The sequence below is a fragment of the Oceaniradius stylonematis genome (assembly GCF_003149475.2).
Taxonomy (GTDB): Bacteria; Pseudomonadota; Alphaproteobacteria; order Rhizobiales; family Rhizobiaceae; genus Roseitalea; species Roseitalea stylonematis.
On record NZ_QFWV02000004.1, the window covers coordinates 619,537 to 644,588 of the forward strand.

Annotated in this window: 26 protein-coding genes, 1 tRNA gene and 3 pseudogenes; 21 read left to right on the forward strand and 9 right to left on the reverse strand. The window is 64.2% G+C overall.

The window, feature by feature from the left end:
* Nucleotides 1–398 precede the first annotated feature (398 nt).
* From DEM25_RS06680 to DEM25_RS18090, 3 genes and pseudogenes are all read right to left on the reverse strand, one after another.
* Nucleotides 399–1,588: pseudogene (locus DEM25_RS06680) on the reverse strand (IS3 family transposase).
* A gap of 155 nt (nt 1,589–1,743) precedes the next feature.
* Nucleotides 1,744–2,175 (reverse strand): DUF1611 domain-containing protein, encoded by a 432-nt coding sequence (locus tag DEM25_RS17890; RefSeq protein WP_281004527.1) that lies wholly within the window; start codon nt 2,173–2,175, stop codon nt 1,744–1,746.
* A gap of 241 nt (nt 2,176–2,416) precedes the next feature.
* Complete coding sequence (locus DEM25_RS18090; RefSeq protein ID WP_245412781.1) at nt 2,417–2,911, reverse strand: hypothetical protein; 495 nt, start codon at nt 2,909–2,911, stop codon at nt 2,417–2,419.
* 143 nt (nt 2,912–3,054) lie between these two features.
* Here DEM25_RS18090 and DEM25_RS06695 point away from each other — a divergent pair, with 143 nt between their 5' ends.
* The 7 genes and pseudogenes from DEM25_RS06695 to DEM25_RS18095 form a co-directional block, all read left to right on the forward strand.
* The gene (locus tag DEM25_RS06695) at nt 3,055–3,318 is read left to right on the forward strand and encodes a hypothetical protein (protein WP_109765717.1); all 264 of its coding nucleotides are present in this window, start codon (nt 3,055–3,057) and stop codon (nt 3,316–3,318) included.
* Entirely contained in the window at nt 3,315–3,683 is a 369-nt protein-coding gene (locus tag DEM25_RS06700) for a hypothetical protein (protein ID WP_109765716.1), read from the forward strand. The genes DEM25_RS06695 and DEM25_RS06700 overlap by 4 nt, the downstream gene beginning before the upstream one ends.
* A 74-nt stretch (nt 3,684–3,757) precedes the next feature.
* Complete coding sequence (locus DEM25_RS06705; RefSeq protein WP_109765715.1) at nt 3,758–4,018, forward strand: DUF1488 family protein; 261 nt, start codon at nt 3,758–3,760, stop codon at nt 4,016–4,018.
* A gap of 277 nt (nt 4,019–4,295) precedes the next feature.
* Nucleotides 4,296–5,099: a hypothetical protein gene (locus DEM25_RS06710; protein WP_120222650.1), complete on the forward strand. Its 804-nt coding sequence runs from the start codon at nt 4,296–4,298 to the stop codon at nt 5,097–5,099.
* A gap of 37 nt (nt 5,100–5,136) precedes the next feature.
* Complete coding sequence (locus tag DEM25_RS06715; RefSeq protein ID WP_109765713.1) at nt 5,137–5,991, forward strand: transglutaminase-like domain-containing protein; 855 nt, start codon at nt 5,137–5,139, stop codon at nt 5,989–5,991.
* Nucleotides 5,992–6,209: 218 nt separating this feature from the next.
* Nucleotides 6,210–7,076: a transglutaminase family protein gene (locus DEM25_RS06720; protein ID WP_109765711.1), complete on the forward strand. Its 867-nt coding sequence runs from the start codon at nt 6,210–6,212 to the stop codon at nt 7,074–7,076.
* Nucleotides 7,077–7,372: 296 nt separating this feature from the next.
* Nucleotides 7,373–7,687 (forward strand): annotated as a pseudogene (locus tag DEM25_RS18095) (transposase); the annotation flags it as partial.
* Between the two features lie 546 nt (nt 7,688–8,233).
* Here the strand turns inward: DEM25_RS18095 and DEM25_RS06730 are convergent.
* Nucleotides 8,234–8,308 (reverse strand) — tRNA-Gly (locus DEM25_RS06730).
* Between the two features lie 166 nt (nt 8,309–8,474).
* On the opposite strand from DEM25_RS06730, the gene DEM25_RS06735 reads away from it, so the two are divergent.
* From DEM25_RS06735 to DEM25_RS18480, 7 genes and pseudogenes are all read left to right on the forward strand, one after another.
* Entirely contained in the window at nt 8,475–9,038 is a 564-nt protein-coding gene (locus tag DEM25_RS06735; RefSeq protein WP_109765710.1) for a prolyl-tRNA synthetase associated domain-containing protein, read from the forward strand.
* Nucleotides 9,039–9,096: 58 nt separating this feature from the next.
* Nucleotides 9,097–10,101: a thioredoxin gene (gene trxA, locus DEM25_RS06740; RefSeq protein WP_109765814.1), complete on the forward strand. Its 1,005-nt coding sequence runs from the start codon at nt 9,097–9,099 to the stop codon at nt 10,099–10,101.
* Nucleotides 10,102–10,196: 95 nt separating this feature from the next.
* Nucleotides 10,197–10,868 carry an LON peptidase substrate-binding domain-containing protein gene (locus DEM25_RS06745; RefSeq protein ID WP_109765709.1) on the forward strand — a complete coding sequence of 224 codons (672 nt, stop codon included), beginning with the start codon at nt 10,197–10,199 and terminating at the stop codon, nt 10,866–10,868.
* A gap of 130 nt (nt 10,869–10,998) precedes the next feature.
* On the forward strand, nt 10,999–11,193 hold the full coding sequence (locus DEM25_RS06750) for a Trm112 family protein (RefSeq protein ID WP_245412828.1): 195 nt from the start codon (nt 10,999–11,001) through the stop codon (nt 11,191–11,193).
* Nucleotides 11,190–11,789 carry a TetR/AcrR family transcriptional regulator gene (locus DEM25_RS06755; RefSeq protein WP_109765707.1) on the forward strand — a complete coding sequence of 200 codons (600 nt, stop codon included), beginning with the start codon at nt 11,190–11,192 and terminating at the stop codon, nt 11,787–11,789. Before DEM25_RS06750 ends, DEM25_RS06755 begins: the two co-directional genes overlap by 4 nt.
* Nucleotides 11,790–11,953: 164 nt before the next feature.
* Nucleotides 11,954–12,940 (forward strand): annotated as a pseudogene (locus tag DEM25_RS06760) (inner membrane CreD family protein); the annotation flags it as partial.
* Between the two features lie 43 nt (nt 12,941–12,983).
* Complete coding sequence (locus DEM25_RS18480; protein WP_120222652.1) at nt 12,984–13,259, forward strand: inner membrane CreD family protein; 276 nt, start codon at nt 12,984–12,986, stop codon at nt 13,257–13,259.
* A 2-nt stretch (nt 13,260–13,261) separates the two neighbouring features.
* Here the strand turns inward: DEM25_RS18480 and DEM25_RS06770 are convergent, their stop codons facing one another.
* Nucleotides 13,262–14,533, reverse strand: coding sequence for a ubiquinone biosynthesis hydroxylase (locus DEM25_RS06770; RefSeq protein ID WP_109765705.1), 1,272 nt, complete (start codon nt 14,531–14,533; stop codon nt 13,262–13,264).
* A gap of 119 nt (nt 14,534–14,652) precedes the next feature.
* Between DEM25_RS06770 and DEM25_RS06775 the strand changes: the two genes are divergently transcribed.
* The 6 genes from DEM25_RS06775 to xth all read left to right on the forward strand — a co-directional run bounded on the left by DEM25_RS06775 (nt 14,653) and on the right by xth (nt 21,983).
* Nucleotides 14,653–15,519: an acyl-CoA thioesterase gene (locus DEM25_RS06775; protein WP_109765704.1), complete on the forward strand. Its 867-nt coding sequence runs from the start codon at nt 14,653–14,655 to the stop codon at nt 15,517–15,519.
* A gap of 229 nt (nt 15,520–15,748) precedes the next feature.
* Nucleotides 15,749–16,087, forward strand: a complete 339-nt coding sequence (locus tag DEM25_RS06780; RefSeq protein WP_196780288.1) for a P-II family nitrogen regulator — start codon at nt 15,749–15,751, stop codon at nt 16,085–16,087.
* 31 nt (nt 16,088–16,118) lie between these two features.
* Nucleotides 16,119–17,447 (forward strand): ammonium transporter, encoded by a 1,329-nt coding sequence (locus tag DEM25_RS06785; RefSeq protein ID WP_196780289.1) that lies wholly within the window; start codon nt 16,119–16,121, stop codon nt 17,445–17,447.
* A 313-nt stretch (nt 17,448–17,760) separates the two neighbouring features.
* Nucleotides 17,761–20,253 (forward strand): FtsK/SpoIIIE family DNA translocase, encoded by a 2,493-nt coding sequence (locus tag DEM25_RS06790; protein ID WP_109765811.1) that lies wholly within the window; start codon nt 17,761–17,763, stop codon nt 20,251–20,253.
* A 120-nt stretch (nt 20,254–20,373) separates the two neighbouring features.
* On the forward strand, nt 20,374–21,030 hold the full coding sequence (locus DEM25_RS06795; RefSeq protein ID WP_109765703.1) for an outer-membrane lipoprotein carrier protein LolA: 657 nt from the start codon (nt 20,374–20,376) through the stop codon (nt 21,028–21,030).
* A gap of 143 nt (nt 21,031–21,173) precedes the next feature.
* On the forward strand, nt 21,174–21,983 hold the full coding sequence (gene xth, locus DEM25_RS06800; protein WP_109765810.1) for an exodeoxyribonuclease III: 810 nt from the start codon (nt 21,174–21,176) through the stop codon (nt 21,981–21,983).
* 5 nt (nt 21,984–21,988) lie between these two features.
* Here xth and DEM25_RS06805 read toward each other — a convergent pair whose 3' ends face one another.
* Nucleotides 21,989–22,456, reverse strand: coding sequence for a Crp/Fnr family transcriptional regulator (locus tag DEM25_RS06805; protein ID WP_109765809.1), 468 nt, complete (start codon nt 22,454–22,456; stop codon nt 21,989–21,991).
* A 148-nt stretch (nt 22,457–22,604) separates the two neighbouring features.
* Entirely contained in the window at nt 22,605–23,288 is a 684-nt protein-coding gene (locus tag DEM25_RS06810) for a response regulator transcription factor (RefSeq protein ID WP_109765702.1), read from the reverse strand.
* Nucleotides 23,289–23,453: 165 nt separating this feature from the next.
* Between DEM25_RS06810 and DEM25_RS06815 the strand changes: the two genes are divergently transcribed.
* Nucleotides 23,454–23,984: a L,D-transpeptidase family protein gene (locus DEM25_RS06815; protein WP_109765701.1), complete on the forward strand. Its 531-nt coding sequence runs from the start codon at nt 23,454–23,456 to the stop codon at nt 23,982–23,984.
* On the opposite strand, the gene DEM25_RS06820 is transcribed toward DEM25_RS06815, so the two are convergent.
* Nucleotides 23,985–24,392, reverse strand: coding sequence for a DUF1761 domain-containing protein (locus tag DEM25_RS06820; RefSeq protein WP_109765808.1), 408 nt, complete (start codon nt 24,390–24,392; stop codon nt 23,985–23,987). It abuts the gene before it with no gap.
* Nucleotides 24,393–24,777: 385 nt separating this feature from the next.
* The gene (locus DEM25_RS06825; RefSeq protein WP_109765700.1) at nt 24,778–25,005 is read right to left on the reverse strand and encodes a DUF1674 domain-containing protein; all 228 of its coding nucleotides are present in this window, start codon (nt 25,003–25,005) and stop codon (nt 24,778–24,780) included.
* Between the last annotated feature and the right edge of the window lie 47 nt (nt 25,006–25,052).

A 25,052-nucleotide genomic window follows, 5' to 3' on the forward strand; every position in this document is an offset into this window, starting at 1 on the left:
GACCCGACATTAGATGTTTGGTCCCGGTACTGTGGCCGATCACCGTGCTTCGGTTATGGATGTGGCCAGACCAAAAAACGAACGTCCAATTGATCGTTTCGCACTACATTCGAGTGACTGGAAATTACTGTCTTTACTTGTTTAGGACTTGGTCCAAAGTCGGCGCTATCTTTTTCATGTCATAACCTTCCGAATAAAGGAAATGCCCTGGGCCCGGTGGCCGAAATTTTGCAACATGCTTGCGAACTTCGCCTCGGCGGTTGCTTTCTCAGTTTCTGTGGCATCCCGGACCGCAAGTGCCAACTCGGCGAGGTGATGAGCTTTCCACCGACCTGGTGTGTCCACGGTTCTATGAAGGTTTAGGGCGTTGAGCTGCTGCCGGTTTGATGGACGGCTGATTAAGCTCCCATAGCTCGTTTTTCGTATGCCATTGGGCTCATGTAATCCAGCGTCGAATGACGACGCCGGGGATTGTAGAAGCGCTCGATGTAGTCGAACACGTCGGCCCTGGCCTGATCCCTCGTACGATAGACCTTACGGGCGGTCCGCTCGGTCTTCAGCGACGAGAAGAAGCTCTCCATGGCCGCATTGTCCCAGACATTGCCCGACTGGCTCATCGAACAGGTGATGCCGTGATCGGCCATTAGGCGCTGGAACTGCTCGCTCGTGTACCGGCTTCCCTGATCGCTGTGGTGCAGCAGTTCGTCGGGCTTGCCGCGTCGCCAGATCGCCATGACAAGGGCGTCGGTGACCAGATCGGCGGTCATCGCATTCTTCATCGACCAGCGGACAACGCGCCGGGCGAACAGGTCGAGCACCACCGCAAGATAGAGCCAGCCTTCGGCGGTCCAGATGTAGGTGAAATCCGCGACCCACTTCCGGTTCGGCCCATCCGCCGCAAAGTCACGCTCAAGCACGTTCGGTGCGATGACAGAGCGTACGCCGGTATCCTTCGGAAGCTGGCGGCGGCGAGGCCGGGCCCGAAGGCCATGAAGTCGCATCAACCGTTCGATGCGATGCAGGCCGCAGACGAAGCCTTCCTCAAGCATGTCGCGCCAGACACGGCGGGCGCCATAGGTCCGATCCGAGAGCAGGAAGCTTGCCCGGATGCGTTCAGTCAGGCTCGCATCGGCTCTGGCCCGTGCGCTGGGCGACCGTGTCAGCCAGGCAGGGAAACCGCTTCGCGAGGTGCGTAGCACGAGCGCCCCGCACATCCAACTGATCCTGCTGCCCGTCAGGCGATGCTTGCATCGCCGAGAGGGGCCAGATCCCCCGGTGTTTCGCAATGAAGGCAAACATCACGCCTGGTCCTTTGCGAAGTAGGCCGCGGCTTTTTTAGAATGTCGCGCTCGGCCTTCAGCTTGGCCACCTCACGCCGCAGCCGGCGCACCTCGTCATCGGCTGGCGTCATCTGCCCCTTGCCGGGAAACGCTTCGGCAGGATCGTTCCCATATTGCTTGATCCAGCGACGAAGTACTGTCGCATGGACATCGAGGTCGCGGGCGGCCTGCGTCACACTCACGCCACGCATCGTCACCAAGTGAACCGCTTCCGTCTTGAATTCGCGGCTGAACTGTCGTCTCGACATGTCTGATCTCCAGTTTCAAAAACACCCTAACTCGGTGTCCTCAAAACCGGCAGCAGCTCACAAAGCCGCCATCGGCAGCAGTGCCACGAGGGATCCAAAAAAGGTCGGGAGATGACATGCTCCCCTGAATGTACCCATTCATAGGTTAGCCCTGTTCACGTTGTGGTCCGCTTCGGACCGGGTTGCAAACTCGTTCGGTGTGAGCCCGTCGAGGCTCGTGTGTGGCCGGTGCCCACCATGACCGTCTTGATGCCACGATCATTGAGGGCGCGCGCCAGAATTATCGCCGTCGCCCGTTTGCCGACGGCGCAAACGGTGCCGAGGACCGCGATGCGTGGACAGGTGACGTCATGGATCTGGCCGCTGAACGGGCGCCGATCTTTCTTGTCACGCGGCCTGCGGACATCGACAATGCCGACCTTGTTGGCGACGCAAGCCGCCGCGAACATCGGATCGTCGTTGAGGAATTCGTGCATCCCGCTGACGATGTTGAAGCCGTGGCTCATGGCCTCGANGGCTTTCAGCGCGCGCCAGCGCGTCGGCCAGGTCGCGGTAGATCGGAAGGCGTTCGGCGCGTCTCCGAGCACCTCACCGGCATCGAGGCCGGCCTTTTGGCTGTCGATGACCGAAAGGATCTCCTATTTCTCCGAGTGCCGGACCAGGCCATTGGCCGTCTTGCCGTCAATGGCTCCGAATTTGCCTTCACATTAGATGATCGCTGTACTGGTCTGTTTTGCGTGGTTGTGAGATGAAAACGGGACAACCGACGCCGNTGTGATTCCCTCAAATGCTGTCTGGGCCAGCGCGGGGAACGCGGCGGCTCGGTCCTCAGGTGTCGCTGGTCAGTGCGATCAGGCATGCCTCCGCAAGAGCACGATCGGGCTTATCGGCACCCAAGGGCGTGGCCCAGCCAGCCTTTTCAACAATCCCGCGCCGCTGGAACCTGCTGGCATCGTTGATCTCCACCATCAGACCGGTCGCATCGGGGTCGTTGCGTGACTTCTGGACACAATAAGGCGTCAGTGCCGTTGCGGTGGCAGCCATGGATTGCTTGTTCGACATCTCCATCGCGGTGCCCTCGGTCACCCAGCCGCCCCATCCAAATCCGATGATGGCCAAGGCAGCAGCGCCGGCGGCCGCGCCCATGAACGCAGGCTTCGTCCACACAGGGATGTTCATGATTATGTCCAATCGGTTTTGAGAACAGACACGCAAAATCGCGCGCAGGATGCGTTCTTTTAGCACACAATACCATATATCGCCCATGTTTTTTAATGGGCTTGAAATAGCTGATCTGACCGCATACATATAAATCACGGTCACGATTCATAATCGACCATAGAATTTCGAAAAATAATCAGCGTATTTTTACTTCGATATGTTCGAAGCTATTCTTGTATACGCTGCGCGCACAAGAACGCGCGGCCGTTCTGCGCGACCATCGTACGTTTTCCAAGGTATCAGCCATGACCCGCCGAACCACGCAGACCTCTGTCCGATTCTCGTCCGCATTTGATCTGCCGGGGTTTGACCAGCGGCAGCCAGCGGGAGACTACCGCGTCGATTTCGACGAGGAACAAATCGAAGGGACTTCCCGGCTTGCGTGGCGGCGTGTCGGCACTTTCATCCATTTGCCGGCGATCGCGACCCAAGCGTCGATACGACAGACGGTGCCGATAAAGCCGGCTGATCTCGACGCCGCTCTACAAAAGGACCAGCAAAAACCATGAACATTGCAAGACGTTTCCGGAGCAAAGCAGGGTCAGCTAGAACCGAAGCTCCAACGCACCTCTTCAAGGTCGGGCAGACCGTTACGTTGAAGAGTGAGTTTGGAAGACGAGCCTCGCCCACTGACATTTACCAGATCACGGCGACGCTCCCGCCTCAAGGCGGCTCGCCGCAATATCGCATCCGCAACGACGACGAAGGCCATGAGCGGGTGGCCACGCAAGACAGTCTCGAACAGGCCGATAGTTCGCAGCCCGGTTCTGACGCAGCTCTCATCGAAAGGACGTTCGGCGATGGCCAAGGGAAGAAGACGCAGCAATCGCGAGATCAGAAAGCCGAAGAAGGAAAGGCCTCCGCCCAAGACTGAAAGTTCGTTCTCCAAGCAGATCAGCACTGCCGCAGTGGCGGGCTCCTCGCGCGCCAAAGGCAAGGGCTGACACAATGGCACTGGAGTTTCCAAATCTGAGCCGCAGCTTCGACGAAGCACGAAACGCCATACGCTTCAGCGGTTATGACGGCATGACCCAGGTGCCGTTCCTGATCGAGGCGGGAGCACTGCCGAGGTCTGGCAAGACTGCGTTGTCGGAAGAGGAGTGCCTGACGGCATTCGACGCCGCACGCGGCTCGATCCACAATGTGGCGCGCAAAACCTATTCATGCGGAAGGCGCCCGTTTTACACCCTGACCGTCGCCGATTTCTGATTGACCACCGATCAAGCCAAGCGGCTATCTCCGGGTCCGGTTACCGAACGCAGGCGGCGCGAGCCTGAATGGCTCGACGCAGTTGCCTTCCCCGATTGAAGTGGGCGCGCTGGCGATTTCCGGCAGGATTGCACTGTCGAAAGCCGAATACTGATGACGTTCAGCGCTGCCCGCAGATCCACCCTCACACCGCGATGTGCGCGCTGAGCATGGTGGACCGCTTGTGGCGTCCGACGAAAGCAACGAACAAGCGGCCAATGGCAAAAAGGGACCTGCGATGACTCTCATCAAGACCGACTGTTGGATGCCGCTAGCGAAGCTGGCCTCGAGTGCGCTTTTGCTGACCGCAATAGTGATGGTTTCGGCATTGCCAGTGTGGGCGCAGGACGGCACCGGCCCCCCTCCAGAGAACGCGCATGAGCGGACGTACAATGGCGGCTGGGATTGCGATATCGGATTTCGCCTGACGGACGGGCTCTGCGTCCAACTCGACCTTCCAGCAAACTCCTACGCGACAGGACGATCCTACGGGACGGGCTGGGCCTGCCGCCGCGGCTTTGAGGAGGTGGAAGCCAAAGCCTGCGCGGCGATCTTCGTTCCCGAGAATGCCTTTCTGCGGTCTTCCGGCTTTGATTGGCAATGCGAGCGCGGCTACCGGGAAGATCAAGACATGTGTGTCACCATCGAGCTTCCCGATCACGCTTATCTGACCGGCGAGCCTTCAGGATCGGGATGGGCCTGCAATCGCGGTTTCATGGCTGACGCGGACAGATGTATTCCGATCGCCGTTCCCGCGAACGGGTATCTGACCAACTCGGAGTACGGCGCGGCGTGGGCCTGTGAACGGGGATTTGGTGAAATCGATGGGCGGTGTGATGCGGTCGCAGTTCCGGCAAACGCCTTCCTGGACAATAGGTCCTACGGGCCGGGATGGCGCTGTGAGCGTGGGTATGAGGCCGAAGGCAATGCCTGCATCGAACTGGAGCTGCCCACTAACGCGCATCTCGATCGTGACGGCAATGCGTGGCGCTGCGACAGGGGCTTTCGAGTGACGGATGGTCGGTGCATTCTTGGACGATGACACGTTGCCGAAGGCTCATTTGAAAGAGAGGGCGGGCATGCGCGTGCGCATCGGATGTAACCTGAAGTACGAATTGCCCCAGCCGACACCGCTGATCGCCATACTGAATGTTCATCACTCACGCTTTGGCGACCTTGAACGGGCCGACTATTTGGCAACGTCGCCCAGCGTACCGCTCGAAAACTACCGGGACGGCTTCGGCAATTGGTGCACACGAATGGTAGCGCCCGCCGGCGATTTTGCGATCTCCACCGAGGGTATCTTCCGGGACTCCGGCGAGCCCGACCCGATCTCGCCTGGCGCGCGCGAACATCGGGTCGAGGACCTGCCCTTCGAGACGCTCGTCTACCTTCTCGGAAGCCGTTACTGCGAAACCGACCTCCTCTCGGACGAGGCCTGGCGGCTTTTCGGCAACACCGACCCGGGTTGGGCGCGGGTTCAAGCCATCTGCGATTTCGTGCACGACAGCGTTGTGTTCGACTACATGCAGGCCGATGCGACACGAACGGCCTCGCAAACCCTGTCCGGCCGCCGGGGCGTGTGTCGCGACTTCGCGCATCTCGCCATCGCGTTCTGCCGTTGCATGAACATCCCGTCGCGTTACTGCACGGGCTACCTTAGCGATATCGGCGAGCCTGAACCGCATCCGCCAGGGGATTTCGCGGCCTGGATGGAAGTCTTCCTCGACGGTCGCTGGTGGGTCTTCGATCCGCGCAACAATACCAGGAGGACCGCACGGATCCTCGTGGCCAGGGGCCGCGATGCCGCCGACGTTCCTTTGACGCAGACCTTTGGTCCGAACACCCTGAGGGATTTCCGGGTCTGGACCGTGGAAGCCGAAAGAAGCGACGGGTTGGGAAAAGCCGTAAAGTGCGAGGAGAACAGCCCATGACGGACGGCACCGAAACAGGTTCTGCGATCGAGAAGGCTCGCGGCGACGTGGCCGCGGAGCGCGCTTGCCTGAGATGCACGATGACGTTCTGGAGCGACAGTTTCGGTGAACGGATTTGCTGCCGCTGCAAGAGATCGGCCGCCTGGCGGTCCGCTGTCTCCGTGAGCACTGGACAAAGCCGCCGTCGCTCGTCGGCACGCACGTCGTAGGCGCCGCCTGTGCCGCGAGTCGCGATCACCCACAACACGACGTACCGATACACGACGGCCGTCGCCTTGGCGCCGCACCGGATGATGCTGCGTCCGCGGGAGACCCGCGATCTGACGCTGGTCGCCTTCGATCTGGACATCTTGCCGGCCGCAAGGATCGACTGGTCGCACGACGTGGCGGGAAATGCCATTGCGGCGGCGACCTTCGCGGCGTCCTCGGATGTCTTGACCATCGGTGCGCGGACGATCGTGGACCTGACGGCGCCCGTCTGGCCGGTGTTTGCGATCGCGGCCTCGGCGATCTCGTACCCCTTCATCTATGCCGCCGACGACTGGACCGACCTGGGTACGCTTGCATCGCCGCAATATGCCGATCATGCAGGCCGGCTTTCCGATTGGGTCGAGGCGTTCGTCATGCAACGGCCGACCGATACGTTGTCTTTGCTCAAAGATGTCGCAAACGGGGTGACGGCTCAAATCACTTACCAAAGCCGGGAAACCGAAGGCACCCAGGGACCGCTCGAAACGCTGGACAGGGGCTGGGGCTCCTGCCGCGACTTTGCGGTTCTGTTTGCGGAGGCGGCACGGACGCTCGGGTTTGGTGCGCGTCTGGTGTCCGGCTATCTTTACGATCCGACCGGTGACCGGCTCGGTTCGGCTGCAGCCGGCTCCACCCATGCATGGGTCGAAGTCTTTGTCCCCGGCGCCGGATGGATCCCGTTTGACCCAACCAATCGGGCTATCGGATCCGCCAACCTGATACCGGTCGCGGTTGCGCGAAAGATCGAACAGGTGGCGCCGGTGAGCGGCAGTTTTTTCGGAACCGGCGTCGATCTGATCTCGATGGACATTGAGGTGCGCGTCGAGGATGTCTGAAATGCCGGAGCCACAAACTCTGGAGCCATGGTGCGTTCGATCTCGGCTGCGTTCTGCCCCGTCAGTTCCCAAGCCGGAAACCTGATCTCAATGCACTTGCTCGCCGGCAACAGACTTTCGATCGGGCGATGAACAACGGCATCTTGCGCCCGGAGCGCATGGCGACATCGAGGTGGCTCTGTCGCCAACCGGTGGTGCCCGAGCGGACCTGTCACGGCGGCAAACAGCTGGTGCAGTTCAGGCGCCCCTACAAAACACCGCGTTCTGGCGTCGATAAGGAAGGTCTGATGCGCTGCCGCGCCAGCAAGACCGATTGCGATGTTTGCCCGCTGAAGCAGCAATGCTGTTCCAAGGAGCCAGCTCGCAAGGTCCTGCGCTCCATCCACGAGGGCGCACGCAACATGGCGCGCGACACCACCAAGACCGACGCCTATGTGACCGCCAGCTATGCGTGAAACAGGGTCGAGATGTTGTTCGCCCACCTGAAACGCATCATCGGGCTCGACCGGTTGCGCCTCTGGGGACCCAACGGCGCCAGAGATGAGTTCATCCCGGCGGCAACAGTCCAAAATCTCCGCAAGCTCGCAAAGCTGGTGCCGCAACCAGTGTGAAAGGTTAAGCCAGACCCGCCCATCGCTTTGCCAAATCCGACAAGAGCAGCGACTTGTTCAACACCATCTCCGCTTTGCAGCCTTTGGCGCGATTAGGGCCAGCATCCTCAGCGGACAACAGCTCCAACGGAGGCTACCAACGCCGTGGTGTGATCGGGCGACGGGGAGATAGTTGCGTGGAAGCTTCGATCGTGGCTTGCCCTGCGGGGGGTGGGGCGCCAACCTCATCCGCATGCGTCTGGGGCTCGCCACTTGCCTGTGGCTGTGAGAGGCGGGCCTAACGCAACAATCGATCGTCCTGATTCGCGGCGTTGGACTGTAAGCCGAATCTCGGCAAAATCGACAGTCGTCTCGAAATCCGAGTTCAATACGGCGGATTCACGTGTGGAATTCGTACGCGTTTTCAAGGTCTCAAAGCCCACGAAAGCTTGGACATGTAACCGCGCTGTAACCGCGACCGGCCAAAACCCCACAAAGCAACAACTCCCGCGAGCGGGAGAGCGCCGCCAAGCGTCTGAGAAACCGTCTCTGTTCAACCCGGAATTTTGGAGCGGGCGATGAGATTCGAACTCACGACCCCAACCTTGGCAAGGTTGTGCTCTACCCCTGAGCTACGCCCGCTCACGTCCGGCTGGCGCCGAACCGCCGCTTAATGCCGCAAGCCTTGGGTGAATGCAAGTGGGTTTTTGATGCCGTTTCCGGTGGCCCGTCCTGGCCTTGTGTTCGCCGTCCGGCTGCGTCACAAAGCGGCCAAACCGAAGCCCAGCCGCAGGCCCGAAACGCCGCCATGACCGACGATCACAGACAGGACAGCGACGCCACGGCGGCTCCTCCGGCGGTTGCCGCAAAGACCCCGGACGATCTGTTCGCCTTTCTCGACGCCCTGTCGATCGCGACGACGACGCACGAGCATGCGCCGGTCTTCACGGTCGCCGAAAGCCAGGCGTTGCGCGACGAAATCCCCGGCGGGCACACCAAGAACCTGTTTCTGAAGGACAAGAAGGGCCGCTACTTCCTTCTGACGGTGGGCGAGGAGGCGGAGATCGACCTCAAGCGTATCCACACCCGGATCGGCGCGCAGGGCCGTGTCTCGTTCGGCAAACCCGAAGCGCTGATGGCGCTTCTGGGCGTGGTACCCGGCGCGGTCACCTGTTTTGGCGTCATCAACGATGCCGACAACCAGGTGACGCTGATCTTCGATGAGGCGCTGATGGAGCATGAGATCATCAACGGCCACCCCTTGCGCAACGATGCGACGACGTCGATCGCGCGCGACGATCTCAAGCGTTTCGTCGAAGCGACCGGCCACGCCTTCACCATCTTGAATCTGAGCGCGCCCGAGGCGACATAACGCCCATCACGGGATGAATTGCAGAAAAGCGCATCGTCGCGATGCGGGGACAGTGACCATGACCAACAACGACAATCCTTTTGCAACGGGCGGCGGCGCCGGCGGCTATGGCAACCAGACGGTGGATTTCGGCGCAACGCCCGCCAACGGCGCGGCGAACAGCTCGCCCGCAGCGGCGCCCGGCGCGCTGATCAAGGACACGACGACCGCCGACTTTCAGACCGACGTCGTCGCCGAGTCGCGCAACCAGCCGGTGCTGATCGACTTCTGGGCGCCCTGGTGCGGCCCGTGCAAGCAGTTGACGCCGGCACTCGAAGCGGCGGTCCAAAAGGCGGGGGGCAAGGTCAAGCTCGTCAAGATGAACATCGACGAGCACCCGGCCATTCCCGGCCAGATGGGCATCCAGTCGATCCCGGCCGTGCTCGCCTTCGTCGACGGCCAGCCGGTCGATGGCTTCATGGGCGCGCAGAGCGAAAGCCAGGTCGAGGCCTTCATCGACAAGCTGGTCAAGCAGTCCGGCGGCGGCGCGCAGGGCGCGGCCATCGAACAGGCGCTCGCCCAGGCAACGGAGGCCGCCGCTGCCGGCGACGTCAACGGCGCCGCGCAGCTCTTCACCATGGTGCTGCAGCAGGAGCCGGAAAACGCCGCCGCCTATGGCGGCATCGCCGCGCTGATGGCCGATCACGGCCAGCCGGACCGGGCGCGCGACATGCTCGACCAGGCGCCCGAATCCATTCGCGAGGCGCCGGAGCTGGCGGCGGTCCGCACCAAGCTGGAGCTTGCCGAAAAGGTTGCGCAGATCGGCGATCCGGCGGCGCTCGAGGCGCGGCTTGCCGGCAATGAAGACGACCATGATGCCCGCTTCGATCTGGCGCAGATCCTCAATGCGCGCGGCGAACGCGATGCGGCCGCCGACCATCTTCTGGCGATCATGAAGGCCGACCGCGAATGGCGCGAGGACGGCGCGCGCACCGAACTGCTCAAGTTTTTCGAGGCATGGGGCCAGACCGACCCGGCGACGGTGAAGGCACGGCGCAAGTTGTCGAGTCTTCTGTTCCGCTGATCCGGGAAGGGCCGGCGGCGGCGCAGGGGTTGCTGGCAGCCGCCGCTGCCCCATCTTTAGCGCCATGAAACACAACAAGTCCCGGCGGTGATCCCATGCAGGCTGGCAACACGGTCTATCGCGATCTCGACGATGTGCCGGCGGTGGTTCCGGTTTTCCCGCTGTCCGGTGCGCTGCTGCTGCCCGGAAGCCAGTTGCCGCTGAACCTTTTCGAGCCGCGCTATCTGGCCATGTTCGATGCCGCGCTCAAGGGCAGCCGCGTGATCGGCATGGTGCAGCCCGTCTTCAGCGGCGAGCAGGGCAAGCCGGACAGGCCGAACCTGTGCAAGATCGGGTGTCTGGGCCGCGTCACCGCGTTCAGCGAAACCGGCGACGGGCGCTATCTCATCACGCTGGAAGGCATCTGCCGCTTCCGGATCATCGAGGAACTGTCTGTGACCACGCCGTTCCGGCAGTGCCGCATCGCGCCGTTCGCCGGCGATCTGGCCGACAAGGATGAGGGCGCCGATGTCGATCGCGAGCAGTTGCTGGCCGCCTTCCGCGACTATCTGGAGGCCAACCAGCTCGAAGCGGACTGGTCAAGCGTCAACAAGGCCAACAATGCCGCGCTCGTCAACGCGCTGTCGGTCATGTCGCCCTACGGGCCGGCGGAGAAGCAGGCGCTGCTCGAGGCGCCCGATCTGAAAAGCCGCGCGGAAACGCTGGTGGCGATCACCGAAATGTCGCTGGCGCGCGACAATGATGATTATGCGCGCACATTGCAGTAGGCTTTGCGGGTAGACCGGCCGATTCCCGGAAACCGCGATGACCGACGATCCCAAGCCCCAGACGCCCCAGACCGACAGTCCCGCCGACGCATCGCCGCCCGTCGGCGGCGAGACAGATGCGCATGGCGGTATCGATCCCAAACTGCTCGACCTTCTGGTCTGCCCGCTGACGAAAAAGACGCTGCGGCACGATGTCGAGGCGAACGAACTGGTGTCGGAAGCCGCCGGCCTTGCCTATCCGATCCGCGGCGGGGTGCCGATCCTGCTGCCGTCCGAAGCGCGCTCGCTGCGTGACGACGATGGCGACGCAGAGCGTGCCTCATGAGCACGGCGAAAGAACCGGCGGCAAAGCGTCACAAGCGCGGCGATGCCCGGCGTGAGGCGCTGGTGCAGGCGGCGGCGGAGCGGTTCTGGACGCGCGGCTATGCGGGCAGTTCGATTGCCCAAGTGGCGGCGGCGGCCGGCGTGCCGCTCGGCAATGTCTATTACTATCACAAGACCAAGGCGGACCTTGCGATGGCCGTCGCCGACCTGTTCGTCGGCCAGACCGAGGCACTGATCGACGAGGTTTCCGCCGAGAGCGACGATCCGCGCGGGCGTCTCAAGGCGCTGGTCGGGCGGTTGCGTGCCTCGCAGGCGCCGCGCCTTGCCCATGGCTGCCCGATCGCGGCCGCCTGCCGCGACTTTCGCGACGAGGCGCCCGAGGCGGCACGCCGTGCGGCCGAAAGTTTTTCGATCCTGACCGGCTTCATCGCCGCCGAGCTCGGCCGGACCGGGATGCGTCCGGCGCTGGCACTTGCCAGGGCGCGGGCGATCGTGTGCGACTGGCAGGGCGGCATCGCGCTCGGCCATGCGCTGGGCGAACCGCCCGTTCTGGCCGAGGCGTTCCTGCGGATGGAACGGCTGGCGACGCAGCCCTGACGCGCCGGAAACTGGCCTTCAAGCCCATGCCGACCGGCCACAATCCGGTCACCAAATGATCCACCGCGCGCCGCCATTGCGACCGATTGTCGCCCTCACCATCACCAAATGTTGCGCCCGTTTGCTTTCGGTTCGCAGTCAGGAGGGTGATGATGACCGATACGATGACGGGCGTGCCGCCGGTGCCGCCGAAACGATCGACCGGGGGGCTGAGCCTTGGGGCAAAATTCTTCGTGCTTGGCATTTTGGCGGTGCTGCTCAGCGTGCCGCTTTTCGCCGTGTGGCTGCTGGTGCAGGACCGGGAGGCCAACTATCGCCGCGCCGTCGCCGAGATCGGTGCCCAGTGGGGCGGCAGCCAGACGCTGACCGGACCGCTGCTGGCGGTGCCGGTCACCGTTCTGTCCAATGTGCGCGGACAGGACGGCCGCACGGTGCAGCGCCGGGTCGGTCGAACGCTGCTGATCGCGCCGGAGACGCTCGATATCACCGGCCAGGTCGATCCCGATCGGCGCAAGCGCGGCATTCATGAAGCCATCGTCTACCAGGCCCGCCTGACGGCTCGCGCGCAGTTCGGCGCGCCCGATCTCGATGCGCTGGCGCAGCCGGTTGTCGCGGCCGACTGGTCTCGCGGCAAGCTGGTCGTGGCGCTCGGCGATCTCAAGGGCATCGAGACGGTTACGATCACGCGCGGCGAAACGGCGCTGGACGATGTGTCGCCGGGTATCGGCATTGGCTCGGCCGTCCGGCAATCGGGCTTCCATGTCCCGGTCGATCTGTCGGGCGGTTTCGCCGATGGCCGGACGACCGCCGGCTTTTCACTCGATCTGGCCTTCAAGGGCTCGCAGACGCTCTGGTTCACGCCGGTCGGCGGGGAGACCAAAGTGGCGCTGGCATCGCCATGGCCGCATCCGAGCTTTTCCGGCGCTTTCCTGCCGGCGGCGCGCTCGGTCGGCGAGCAGGGGTTCGAGGCGTCATGGACCGTGCCGCAACTGGCCCGGCCGATCCCGGCGGTGGCCCTGGCCGATGGCCATGCGCCGCTATCGGCCTTTGCGGACGCGCAGTTCGGCGCCGATCTCTATCAGCCGGTGCATTTCTACCGTTTCGTCGACCGGGCGGTGAAGTATGGCGTCCTGTTCGTCGGCGCGGCGTTCCTGGTGATCTTCNTTCTATGTGCTGCTGCTGGCGCTGGCGGAGATGATCGGCTTTGCGGCGGCCTATGCGGCGGCGGCCGGCGCCACCGGCGCGGTGGTGGCGGGGTTCACGGCAACGCTCTTCGCCGGGCGCCGGTGGGCACTGTCGGCCTTTGGCGGGTTCGCGCTGCTTTACGGCGTGCTTTATGTCGTGCTCAGCCTTGAGGACGCGGCTCTTCTTGCGGGCGCGGTGACCGGATTTGTGATCCTGACCGCGATGATGTTCGGCACCCGCAAGGTCGACTGGTCGGCTGGCGGGTCACCAGCGGTGAAAATCTGACGTCAGATCGGGTCCCCGCGCAGCAGGCGCGGCGCGGGGCCCGCAAGGCCGGCAGCCTGCCGGATGAAGAAGCTCTTGAGCTGCGGCATCCGGTCGACCAGCCCGAGCCCGAGATCGCGGACCGCGCGTACCGGCGCCAGATCGTTGGAGAAGAGGCGGTTCAGCACGTCGGTGGTCACGCCCATCTGCACCGTGTCGAAGCGGCGCCAGCGCTGATAGCGCTCCAGAACGTCGAGCGCGCCGATGTCCTGGCCGAGGCGATGCGCTTCGACCACGGTTTCAGCCAGCGCGGCGGCATCCTTGAAGCCCAGATTGAGACCTTGTCCGGCGATCGGATGGATGCCGTGCGCGGCGTCTCCGGCCAGCGCGAACCGCTCGGCGACGAAATCGCGCGCCAGCGTCAGGCCGAGCGGGTAGGCGCGGGGCCCGTCCTCGACGGTCAGTTCGCCCAGCTTGAGCCCGAAGCGCTGTTCAAGCTCCATTTCGAAGGTGAACGGATCGGCCTTCAACAGGCGTTCGGCATTTTCGGTCGATTCGGTCCAGACGATGGAGGACCGGTTGCCGGTCAGCGGCAGGATGGCGAACGGGCCGGCGGGCAGGAAGTGCTCCTCGGCGCGGCCCTCATGCGGGCGCTCATGGGCGATGGTGGCGACGATGCCGGACTGGCCGTAATCCCAGTGAACGGTTCTGATGCCGGCCATGTCGCGCAGCCGCGAGCGGACCCCGTCGCAGGCGATCAGAAGCCGCGCCTCGACGATCGTGTCGTCGCCGGCCATGATCCGCGTCAGTGCACCGTCGCGCTCGAAACCGGTCACGCCCGCGCCCTGGACGATGGTGACGCCGGCCTCGGCACAGCGCTGGCGCAAAATGCGGTTCATCTCGACATTGGGCAGCATGTGGGCAAACGGCTCGCCCGGCGCCACATCGCCGTCGAAGGTCAGGAATACGGGCCGCACCGGATCGGCGGTGCGGCTGTCGGTGACGATCATCTCGGTCATTGGCTGGGCATGCGGCACCAGCGCGTCCCAGCAGTCGAGCGCCTCGAGCATCTTGCAGGCCGCGGCGGCAATGGCCGATGCGCGGCCGTCCTTTTCCCACACGCCTTCGGGCGCGGCGTCGGCAACGACCACCGACAGGTCCGGCGCGCCTCTTGCGACCGACAGCGCCGTGGCAAGGCCGACATAGCCGGCGCCGGCGACGAACACGTCGCAACGGTCGGGCAGGGCCGGCTTTTTCGCCTTGCTGCGCGCGGATTTCGTGCTTGCCTTGGCCATGGGTCTGCCCTTTCAGCGCCGGTGCGTGTGTCACTTGACTTGATGTGCGCGCTTGTAGCAAGGCGGCAACACGTCGCGCAAATCCGCGCGTTGCCACGATCCCCGAACGGCGAGCCGAAATGTCCCAGGCGATGCAAAAGGTCCTGTCGATCCTCGATCTGGAGGCGGCGGGGGAAAACCGCTTCACGGGCCGCAGCCCGCAATCGGGCTGGCAGCGCGTGTTCGGCGGACAGGTGATCGGCCAAGCGCTGGTTGCCGCGCAGCGCACGGTCGATGCCGCCCGGCATGTCCATTCCCTGCACTGCTATTTCATGCGCCCGGGCGATCCTGCGGTCCCGATCGACTATTCGGTCGACCGGATTCGCGACGGCGGCAGCTTCAACACGCGCCGCGTCGTTGCCGAGCAGGGCGGTCGCGCGATCTTCTCATTGTCGGCCTCCTTCCAGCATGACGAGCCGGGCCTCGACCATTTCATGCCGATGCCGCCCGAGGTGCCGATGCCCGAAGCGCTGATGGGCGAAAGCCAGCTGATCGAGAGCTTCATCGACAAGGTGCCGGACAACATCCGCCGCTACTGGCTGCGCGAGCGGCCGATCGAATTGCGCCCGGTTTCGTTCACCCATTATGTCAGCCGCGAGAAACTGCCGCCGGTGCAGCATGTCTGGGTGCGGGCGACCGGCCCGGTGCCCGACGACCGCGCGCTTCAGGCCGCCGTTCTCGCCTATCTGTCGGACATGACGCTGCTGGACACCTCGCTGTTTGCGCATGGCCGTGCGATCTTCGATCCGGACCTGCAGGTGGCGAGCCTCGACCACGCCATGTGGTTCCACCGCCCGCACAAGCTCGACGACTGGCTGCTCTATGCCCAGGACAGCCCCAATGCGTCCGGCGCGCGCGGCTTCACCCGCGGCGGGCTCTACACCCGCGACGGCGTGCTGGTGGCGTCGGTCGCCCAGGAAGGGCTGATCCGCCTCCGCAAGCGCTGAAAAAACGAGCAGATCGGCTATTTTGCACAATATTTGTGCGCTTGATGGTTTCCGCCGTGCCCGCTTTCCGAGCATCATATAAAAAAGCCTTTTGAAAACAGTGTTTTGCCAAACTGGCACGCTGTGTGACTCCTCGTTGTGCGATGCAGCGTGCCCATAGGGCCGGCGCGCTGTGATGTCCGCCGGCGGCATGGTGCCGCTGCGGCAAGCAAACGGGGAAGACAAGCGCATGAAAATAGTCATGGCTATCATCAAGCCCTTCAAGCTCGACGAGGTGCGCGAAGCGCTCACAGGGCTGGGCGTTCAGGGCCTGACCGTGACGGAGGTCAAGGGTTATGGGCGCCAGAAGGGACACACCGAGATCTATCGCGGCGCCGAGTACGCGATCAGCTTCCTGCCCAAGCTGAAGATCGAACTGGTCGTCGACGACGACATGATCGACAAGGTGCTGGAAGCCATCGCCGGAGCCGCCAAGACCGGCCAGATCGGCGACGGCAAGATCTTCGTCCACTCCATTGACCAGGCGGTGCGCATCCGCACCGGCGAAACCGATTCCGAAGCGCTGTGACGCCGCTTCGCCATTCAGGAGTTCTCCACCCATGACACAACGCAAACTTGCAACACTGGCGGGCACCGGCCTTGCGGCGACCATGATGATGGTGGCGCCCGGTTTCGCCCAGGAGGCGGCCGAAGCCGCCTCGACCGCGCCGTCGGCCGAGGTCCAGTACATCTTCAACACGCTGCTGTTCCTGATCGGCGGCTTCCTGGTGATGTGGATGGCGGCCGGCTTCGCCATGCTCGAGGCGGGGCTCGTCCGCTCCAAGAACGTCTCGATGCAGTCGCTCAAGAACATCGCGCTCTATTCGATCGCCGGCCTGATGTACTGGATCGTCGGCTACAACCTGATGTACGCCAATGTCGATGGCGGCTTCATCGGCTCGTTCGGACCCTATTCGTTCGATCCGGTCGGAGGCGATGCGCTCGACACGGGCTATTCGACGGCGTCCGACTGGTTCTTCCAGATGGTGTTCGTGGCGACCGCAGCCTCGATCGTCTCGGGCACGCTCGCCGAACGCATCAAGCTGTGGCCGTTCCTGATCTTCGTGGTCGTGCTGACCGGCTTCATCTACCCGATCGCCGGTTCCTGGCAGTGGGGCGGCGGCTGGCTCAGCGAGATGGGCTTCTCCGACTTCGCCGGCTCGACGCTGGTGCACTCGGTCGGCGGCTGGGCGGCACTCGCCGGCGCGATCCTGCTGGGCGCTCGTACCGGCAAGTTCGGCGCGGACGGCTCGGTCCATCCGATGCCCGGCTCGTCGATCCCGCTGGCAACGCTTGGCACGTTCATCCTGTGGCTCGGCTGGTTCGGCTTCAACGGCGCCTCGCAGCTCGCAATGGGCACGATCAGCGACGTCACCGACGTCAGCCGTATCTTCGCCAACACCAACCTGGCTGCCGCTTCGGGTGTCGTGACGACGATCGTTCTGCTGCAGATCCTCTACAAGAAGATCGACACCACGATGGTCCTCAACGGCGCGCTGGCCGGTCTCGTCTCGATCACCGCAGAGCCGCTGGCACCGTCGATCTGGCAGACCGTCATCATTGGCGGCATCGGCGGCGCGATCGTCGTCTTCACGGTTCCGCTGCTCGACAAGCTGAAGATCGACGACGTGGTCGGCGCCATCCCGGTTCACCTGTTCGCAGGCATCTGGGGCACGCTGATCGTGCCGTTCTCGAACGGCGACGCGAGCTACGGCGTGCAGCTTATCGGCATCCTGGCCTATGGCGTGTTCACGCTGGTCGCCTCTTTCGTGGTCTGGTTCATCCTGAAGGCCGCGATGGGCATCCGCGCCAGCGAGGAAGAAGAGATGATGGGCCTGGACATGTCGGAAACCGGCGTCGAGGGCTATCCGGAGTTCACACGCGGCTAATGCCGCCCCGCGGGGCCGGCCAGACCGCCGGCCCCTGCACCACAATCAGGCCCGCAAGGGCCATCCAGATCCCGTCGTGATGGTTACCATCACACCAACTGACCCGGTCTCCGCGACCGGGTCTTTTTTGGTTTGTGAGCCATCCGGGCGGGCGGGCATGGTTAATGTGCGTTTAACCAGTGGCCGCTAGGCTTCCGCGCGACATCGCAGCCAATCTCCAGACCGCACGCGCACGGGACCTACAATGTCGGCAGACCGTTTCGACCCCCATCACGGCCACGCAGACCTCGCCGACGGCGCATTTGCAGCGGATATGGCGGGTGCCCACGGCTCCGTCGGGGACTGGCTGCGCCGACAGGTTCGTTTCGCGGCCGGATGGGCGCTTCTTGCAGTTGTCGGTTTTATCGTCCTTTCGCTGCTCGGCTGGAACGTTGCCGACCCCAGCCTCAGCCACGCCACCGAAGCGCCCGTCACCAACTGGATGGGCTATCCGGGCGCGGTGACCGCCGATCTGGCCATGCAGTTCTTCGGACTGGCCGCGCTGGCAGCGCTTGTCCCATTGGTCGCCTGGGCCGTGGCGCTGATCCGCGACCAGGTTCCGAACCATGCCGGGCGCCGGATGGCGGCATGGTTCGCGGGCGCCCTTGGTGCCGCGGCGGCGATTGGCTGCCTGCCGCCGACCGCCGGCTGGCCGCTGCCGTCGGGCCTCGGCGGTGCGCTGGGCGACATGGTGCTTCGTGTGCCCGGCACATTCACCGGCGGCTATCCGTCAGGCTTCGCCGCGGTCGTCGTCGCGCTCGTCATGGCGCCGCTTGCGGCCGTTCTTCTGGCGTTGGCGAGCGGGATCGGCTGGCGCGGAACCGATGACGACCGGCCTTTCGATGCCGACGATGACGAGGAAGAAGGCGGTTCGCTGATCACGATCGGAGCGCTCCTGCACGGCATCTATGCGCTGCGCACGGCCGCCCGCCGCGTTCTGCCCGCCGATGCGTTCGGGGGCATGGTTCGCCGCCGCTCCGCTTCCACGCCGGTGCCCGCCACGCCGCGGGCCGAGCCGCAATTGGAGCCGTCGATGGACGCGATGCCGGCGCCGGACGCCGACGCCGCGCAATGGCAGGATGCCGGGGACTGGGCACCGCAGCCGGCGCCGACGGAGGCGATGCCGGAGCTGCTCCCCACCGAGCAGGCCGCGACGCGCGTCGCCGCGCCCGCGCCGCCGCCCAAGCCGAGCGTGCGTGTTCAGCGCGAGGCGCAGCCCTCGCTGATCAAGGACGGCGTGTTCGAGCTGCCGCAGATCCACTATCTGAACGAACCCAGGAACATCGTCCGCGACGAGACGCTGTCGGACGAGGCGCTCGAACAGAACGCCCGCCTTCTGGAAGGCGTGCTCGAGGATTTCGGCGTCAAGGGCGAGATTATCCAGGTCCGCCCCGGACCGGTGGTCACGCTTTACGAACTCGAGCCGGCGCCGGGCATCAAGTCGTCCCGCGTGATCGGCCTGGCCGAGGACATCGCCCGCTCGATGAGCGCCATCGCCGCGCGCGTCGCCGTCGTTCCCGGCCGCAACGCGATCGGCATCGAACTGCCCAACGCCCGGCGTGAGACGGTCTATCTGCGCGAACTGATCTCCTCGCAGACCTACGACAAATCCAAGGCGAAGCTGTCGCTGACGCTGGGCAAGACGATCAATGGCGAGGCGGTGATCGCCGATCTGGCGAAGATGCCCCACCTGCTGGTCGCCGGCACCACCGGTTCGGGCAAATCGGTGGCCATCAACACGATGATCCTCTCATTGCTCTACAAGATGACGCCGGACGAGTGCCGGCTGATCATGATCGATCCGAAGATGCTGGAACTGTCTGTCTATGACGGCATTCCGCATCTTCTGACGCCCGTCGTCACCGATCCCAAGAAAGCGGTCGTCGCGCTCAAATGGACCGTGCGCGAGATGGAACAGCGCTACAAGAACATGTCCAAGCTCGGCGTGCGCAACATTGACGGGTTCAACACCCGCATCCGCGAGGCCAAACGCAAGGGCGAGGAGCTGAGCCGTACCGTCCAGACCGGCTTCGACCGGGAGACGGGCGAGGCGATCTACGAGACCGAAGCGCTCGATCTGCACGTCATGCCCTATATTGTCGTGATCATCGACGAGATGGCCGACCTGATGATGGTCGCCGGCAAGGACATCGAGGGCGCCGTCCAGCGCCTGGCGCAGATGGCGCGCGCCGCAGGCATCCACGTGATCATGGCCACGCAGCGTCCGTCGGTCGATGTCATCACCGGCACGATCAAGGCCAACTTCCCGACGCGCATCTCCTTCCAGGTGACCTCGAAGATCGACAGCCGCACGATCCTGGGCGAGCAGGGCGCCGAACAGCTTCTGGGCATGGGCGACATGCTCTATATGGCCGGCGGCGGCCGGATCCAGCGTGTCCACGGCCCGTTCGTTTCCGACGAAGAGGTCGAGGATGTCGTCAGCCACCTGAAGGCGCAGGGCGTGCCGCAGTATCTCGACGCGGTCACCGAGGATGACGAGGAAGACGAGGCCGGCTCCGAAGGCGGCGCGGCGGACGCCGGCGGCGCAAGCGACAGCGAAGACCCCTACGACCAGGCGGTCGCCATCGTCATCCGCGACCGCAAGGCGTCGACCAGCTACATCCAGCGGCGGCTCGGCATCGGCTACAACCGCGCCGCCACGCTGATCGAACGGATGGAGCAGGAAGGCGTCATCGGGCCGGCCAACCATGCGGGAAAACGCGAGATCCTGGTTCCGTCCGAAGAAGAACGCATGGCGGGCATGTGACCATGCCGCGACGATGTGTGATCCATGACACGTGGTCCGCGTCCGGCTTCGCCTTAGTGAAGTCAAACTGTGTCTCCAGATGAACCGCAAAAGACGACCCACCGATTCCGGGAAACCACCATGACCGACGCAAAAAGAGCCCACCGGACCCCGATGACCCGCCGCGGCGCGCTGACCGCCGGCGCTGGTCTCATCGCCGCCTTCGCGCTGCCCGGCGCGACGCGCGCCCAGGCTTCGGGCGCCCCGCAGCAGATCGCCGACCATTTCACCCGCGTGCGCACCATGATGGGCGAGTTCGTGCAGTTCGGCCCGTCCGGCGAGCAGACCGGCGGCCGCTTCTTCATCGAACGGCCCGGACGTGTGCTGTTCCTTTACGAGGAGCCGTCCAACATCCGCGTGGTTGCCGACGGCCGTTCGGTGCTGGTCAACAACACCAAGCTCGACACCTGGGATGCCTATCCGCTCAACAAGACGCCGCTCAACCTGGTGCTCGGCGACCGCATCGATCTGAGCGGCGGGCGCGTGCAGAGCGTGGTGGAGGCCGAGGACCTGACGACGATCGTCCTGCAGGACAAGCAGATATTCGGTGATTCGACCATCACCATGATGTTCGATCCGTCGAGCTACGATCTGCGCCAATGGACCATCCGCGATGCGCAGGGCAAGGACACGACCGTCATGATCTTCAATGTCCGCGAGGGCGTGACCTTCGGCGAAGGCACGTTCGACATCGACTATGCGCGGGTGCGCGAGAAAGACCCCAGCTATTCGCGCTGACCGTCTTCCGGCACGACAAGGAACTTGTGCGCGACGGCCGCTCCATCGGGGCGGCCGCTTGTTTTTGGGCCCCGGCGGGGCGAGAAGGCACCCGGTTCACGAGTTCAGGACCATTTTCCTTTCGCCACGATCCGGCCTTACCGATGACGCAGCCCTTCACCATCGCCACCTGGAACATCAATTCGGTGCGCCTCAGGCGCGGGCTGGTGGAGCGGTTTCTCGCCGAGCATGCGCCGGACATACTGTGTCTGCAGGAAATCAAGTGCCAGGACGACCAGTTCCCGGCCAAGGCGTTCGCCAGGGCGGGCTATGAGCATGTCGCACTGCACGGCCAGAAGGCCTATCACGGCGTGGCCACGCTTTCGAAAATACCCTTCTCAAGCGTCGAAAGGCGCGATTTTTGCGGTTTGGGCGATGCCCGGCACGTGGAATGCACGGTCGATGTGAACGGCAGCCGCATCCGCGTGCACAATTTCTACGTTCCGGCCGGCGGCGACGAGCCCGATCCCGCCATCAATCCGAAATTCGCGCACAAGCTGAAATTCCTCGACGAGATGCGGGCGATCACCACCGAGACCGGTGCGCATGACGCCGCGCTTCTCGTCGGCGATCTGAACATCGCGCCGCTGGAAAACGATGTCTGGTCACACCGGCAGCTGCTGAAGGTGGTCAGCCACACGCCGGTCGAGACCGAGACGCTGGAAGAGTTGCGGCGCGAGGCGGGCTGGGCCGACCTGATGCGTCATCATGTTCCCGGGGACCAGAAGCTGTTTACCTGGTGGAGCTACCGCGCCAGGGACTGGGCCGCGTCCAATCGCGGCCGGCGGCTCGATCACATCTGGGGATCGGAAGCGTTGCGCGGGGCGCTCACCTCGATGAATGTGCTGACCGAGGCGCGCGGGTGGGAAAAGCCTTCCGACCATGTGCCGGTCGTCGCTCGGTTCGCGCCATAGGCCCGTCAGAGCTCGGGTGCCTGCCGGAGGCGCCGTTCCGCGACCTCGATGTCCTTGATGAGCTGTTGCAGATCGTCGGAAAGCTGCCGATGGATGGCCATGGCCGTTTCCGGATATTCCGCCAGCATACGGCGGAACAGGGCACGGCTGATCCGCAGCACCTCGGTCTCGGTGTCGGCCTGGGCGTCGGTCATCCACTGGGTTTCGGTGATCAGGGCCAGTTGGCCGAGCACACTGCCCGGACCGGCGCTCTGCACCGGCTTGCCGCCATCGGGCGCCGACCGCGACAGCGTGACGGCTCCGCTGACGATGACGAAGCCGCAATCGGCGCGATCGCCCTGGCGATAGAGTCTCCGGCCGGCGCGAAACTGAAGCCGTTCGGCGCCGAATGCCAAAAGGCGCAGCTGCTCGGCAGTCAACTGCTGGAACAGGCCCGCCGCCGAAAGGGCGCGTATGTCATCGTTCAGCGTCATGAAAGGCTCGGGCGCCACCGGCATGATTGCCGGCGTCGCTGTTACATGACCGGCGCGCCGTTGGAAAGGACGGCGCCGCCAAAGGGCATGTCCGCATGTGGACGCAGGGCCGCTTTGCCCCGAAATGTCCGACTTCGGACGAAACCGTTCAGGGCACCAGCTTGTAGCCGCCGCTTTCGGTCACCAGAAGGGATGCGTTGGAGGGATCGCTCTCGATCTTCTGGCGCAGCCGGTAGACGTGAGTTTCCAGCGTGTGGGTCGTCACGCCCGAATTGTAGCCCCAGACCTCTTCGAGCAGCGTGTCGCGGGTCACCACCTGGGCGCCGCTGCGGTAGAGGTATTTGATGATCGAGGCTTCCTTCTCGGTCAAGCGGATCTTGCGGCCGTTGCCGTCGATCAGCATCTTCTGGCTCGGCGTGAACGTGTAGGGGCCGACCGAGAAGGTCGCGTCCTCGCTCTGCTCGTGCTGGCGCAGCTGCGCGCGGATGCGGGCCAGCAGCACGGCGAACTTGAACGGCTTGGTGACATAATCGTTGGCGCCCGCTTCCAGCCCGAGAATGGTGTCGGAATCGGTGTCGTGGCCGGTCAGCATGATGATCGGCGCCTTGAAGCCGCCCTTGCGCAGGATCTTCACCGCCTCGCGGCCGTCCATGTCGGGCAGGCCGACATCCATCACCACCAGATCGATCATCGCGCCGCGCGCCGCCTCGACGCCCTTGGTGGCACTGGCGGCCTGCAGCACGTCGAACTCCTCGTAGAGCGAGAGTTGCTCGACCAGCACTTCGCGCAGATCATCGTCATCGTCGACAAGCAACAGCGTTCGGGTCGTCATGATCCACCTTCATCGGTTCGGCCCGTGCGGTTGCGCGGGAAGGGTCAAGTATCTGGCCCTTTTGGCATCTTAATGGCAGTTTGCGTGTCAACAAAGGCTCAACTTTGCGTGTCTGCCGCGTCAGCGCACCGTGAATGTCCGTGAGCGAACAAGGCGCCGGCACCCATGCTCACAACCATTGAAGTAAGGCGCAAACCGGGCGAGAGCGCACGCGGCGTACTGATTGCCGGCGCTCGGACGCTGTCATGCGCGCTGGGACGTTCAGGCCCCTCGATCTTCAAGCGCGAGGGCGATGGTGCCACGCCCGCCCATGCCGCCATGCGACCGCTTTGGGGTTATTGGCGCCCCGACAGGGGCGTTCGGCCGCGATCTATCCTGCCGCTGCACCGGATCGGGCCGGATGACGGCTGGTGCGATGCGCCGGAACACCCGTCCTACAACGCGCCCGTGCGGCTGCCGTTTGCCGCCTCGCACGAGGTCATGCGCCGCGCCGATTGCCTTTATGACATCTGCATCGTGCTCGACTGGAACATGGCGCCGCGCGGCCGCGCACGGCATCGCGGATCGGCGATCTTCCTGCACATGGCCAAGCCGGGCTACCCGCCCACGGCCGGCTGCATCGCGCTGGCACGCCGTGATCTTGAATGGCTGGTCGCCCGGATCGACCGGCGCAGCCGCTTCGTCGTCGTGCGCTGATCAGACGCCGATCAGGCCGATCACGGCGCCCATGACCGTGGCGACCAGCAGCCAGTGAGCGCCGTCGATCAGCGTCAGGTCCCATCCGGCGTTCTGGTAGCGGTGGTTGATCGCCATGGTGGTGGCGATGAAGCCGGCCCAGACGAAAAGACCCGAGATGATGCCGTTGCGCAGGGTGACCTGTCCGTCGCCGAGATGGCCGATCAGCCCTGCCAGAACGAAGGCCATGACGAGCTGGCAGGCGAAGGTGATGGCAAACAGGGCCGGGCCGAACCTGGCGTCTTCGGGTGCGATGCCAGCCGCCTTCATCCACGGCCTGGACAGGGCACCGTAATAGACCGCGCCGACAATGAATGCGCACACCGTGGCGGCGAGCACCGCCCAAAGGTTGATACCGCCAAATGTCACCGCTGCCTCCTGCTTTGACCGCTGGCAGACAAACACCATGCCGCTTCGCGATCAAGCGGCACGCCAGCCGCCGCCGCTCACACTTTTTTGCTTGGCAAATCAGCGCGAAGGCGCCACCTTGATCGTGTGTTCAACGAAGTGAAAGGAGGTGATCCGATGTCGAGTGGTTCCATGGGTCCGGTTCGGTCTTTGCGGGTCATCATCCGTTGGAGCAGTCTCTGACGGCGTGAGCGCCCCGCGCAGCCGGTGACGCCCTGAAGGGCGCAAGGCCTGACGGCCGGCCGGAGACATGAATTGCGGAAGGGCCGCCCGAGCGATCGGGTGGCCCTTTTTCGTGCTTGCCGTCCTCTCTCTTGCGCTTGGCGCGCGCTTGGGGTTGGCCGGTTCAGAAGTCGATCGCCAGGCCCTTGACCTCCCAGTCGCCGTATCGGGCCGGGTCCTTGCCGCCGCGTCCGCCGCGTTCGGCTTCCGCCTGCGCCTCGAACCGGTCGACCTCGGCGCGGCGCGCTTCGGCTTCCTTCAGGGCGCGCTGGGCCGCCGGCGGCAGATCCTCGAAGCGCCGCGCCGGCGCTTGGTCGGCATCCGGATCGGATGTGATGTCCTCGCTCGCCATGCAGCCCCCTTCGGTCGATTGTTGAAACTCTGACGGCGCTCATCCAT

Bases quoted from the DNA above. Each gene is read 5' to 3' on its own strand.
- DEM25_RS06705 (WP_109765715.1), top strand. From the start codon at position 3,758: ATGGCACTGGAGTTTCCAAATCTGAGCCGCAGCTTCGACGAAGCACGA.
- DEM25_RS06710 (WP_120222650.1), top strand. From the start codon at position 4,296: ATGACTCTCATCAAGACCGACTGTTGGATGCCGCTAGCGAAGCTGGCC.
- DEM25_RS18480 (WP_120222652.1), top strand. From the start codon at position 12,984: ATGATCGGCTTTGCGGCGGCCTATGCGGCGGCGGCCGGCGCCACCGGC.
- DEM25_RS06715 (WP_109765713.1), top strand. From the start codon at position 5,137: ATGCGCGTGCGCATCGGATGTAACCTGAAGTACGAATTGCCCCAGCCG.
- DEM25_RS06825 (WP_109765700.1), bottom strand. From the start codon at position 25,005: ATGGCGAGCGAGGACATCACATCCGATCCGGATGCCGACCAAGCGCCG.
- DEM25_RS06790 (WP_109765811.1), top strand. From the start codon at position 17,761: ATGGCGGGTGCCCACGGCTCCGTCGGGGACTGGCTGCGCCGACAGGTT.
- DEM25_RS06695 (WP_109765717.1), top strand. From the start codon at position 3,055: ATGACCCGCCGAACCACGCAGACCTCTGTCCGATTCTCGTCCGCATTT.
- DEM25_RS06780 (WP_196780288.1), top strand. From the start codon at position 15,749: ATGAAAATAGTCATGGCTATCATCAAGCCCTTCAAGCTCGACGAGGTG.
- DEM25_RS06815 (WP_109765701.1), top strand. From the start codon at position 23,454: ATGCTCACAACCATTGAAGTAAGGCGCAAACCGGGCGAGAGCGCACGC.
- trxA (WP_109765814.1), top strand. From the start codon at position 9,097: ATGACCAACAACGACAATCCTTTTGCAACGGGCGGCGGCGCCGGCGGC.
- DEM25_RS06755 (WP_109765707.1), top strand. From the start codon at position 11,190: ATGAGCACGGCGAAAGAACCGGCGGCAAAGCGTCACAAGCGCGGCGAT.
- DEM25_RS06745 (WP_109765709.1), top strand. From the start codon at position 10,197: ATGCAGGCTGGCAACACGGTCTATCGCGATCTCGACGATGTGCCGGCG.
- DEM25_RS06795 (WP_109765703.1), top strand. From the start codon at position 20,374: ATGACCGACGCAAAAAGAGCCCACCGGACCCCGATGACCCGCCGCGGC.
- DEM25_RS06810 (WP_109765702.1), bottom strand. From the start codon at position 23,288: ATGACGACCCGAACGCTGTTGCTTGTCGACGATGACGATGATCTGCGC.
- xth (WP_109765810.1), top strand. From the start codon at position 21,174: ATGACGCAGCCCTTCACCATCGCCACCTGGAACATCAATTCGGTGCGC.
- DEM25_RS06770 (WP_109765705.1), bottom strand. From the start codon at position 14,533: ATGGCCAAGGCAAGCACGAAATCCGCGCGCAGCAAGGCGAAAAAGCCG.
- DEM25_RS06775 (WP_109765704.1), top strand. From the start codon at position 14,653: ATGTCCCAGGCGATGCAAAAGGTCCTGTCGATCCTCGATCTGGAGGCG.
- DEM25_RS06785 (WP_196780289.1), top strand. From the start codon at position 16,119: ATGACACAACGCAAACTTGCAACACTGGCGGGCACCGGCCTTGCGGCG.
- DEM25_RS06700 (WP_109765716.1), top strand. From the start codon at position 3,315: ATGAACATTGCAAGACGTTTCCGGAGCAAAGCAGGGTCAGCTAGAACC.
- DEM25_RS06735 (WP_109765710.1), top strand. From the start codon at position 8,475: ATGACCGACGATCACAGACAGGACAGCGACGCCACGGCGGCTCCTCCG.
- DEM25_RS06805 (WP_109765809.1), bottom strand. From the start codon at position 22,456: ATGACGCTGAACGATGACATACGCGCCCTTTCGGCGGCGGGCCTGTTC.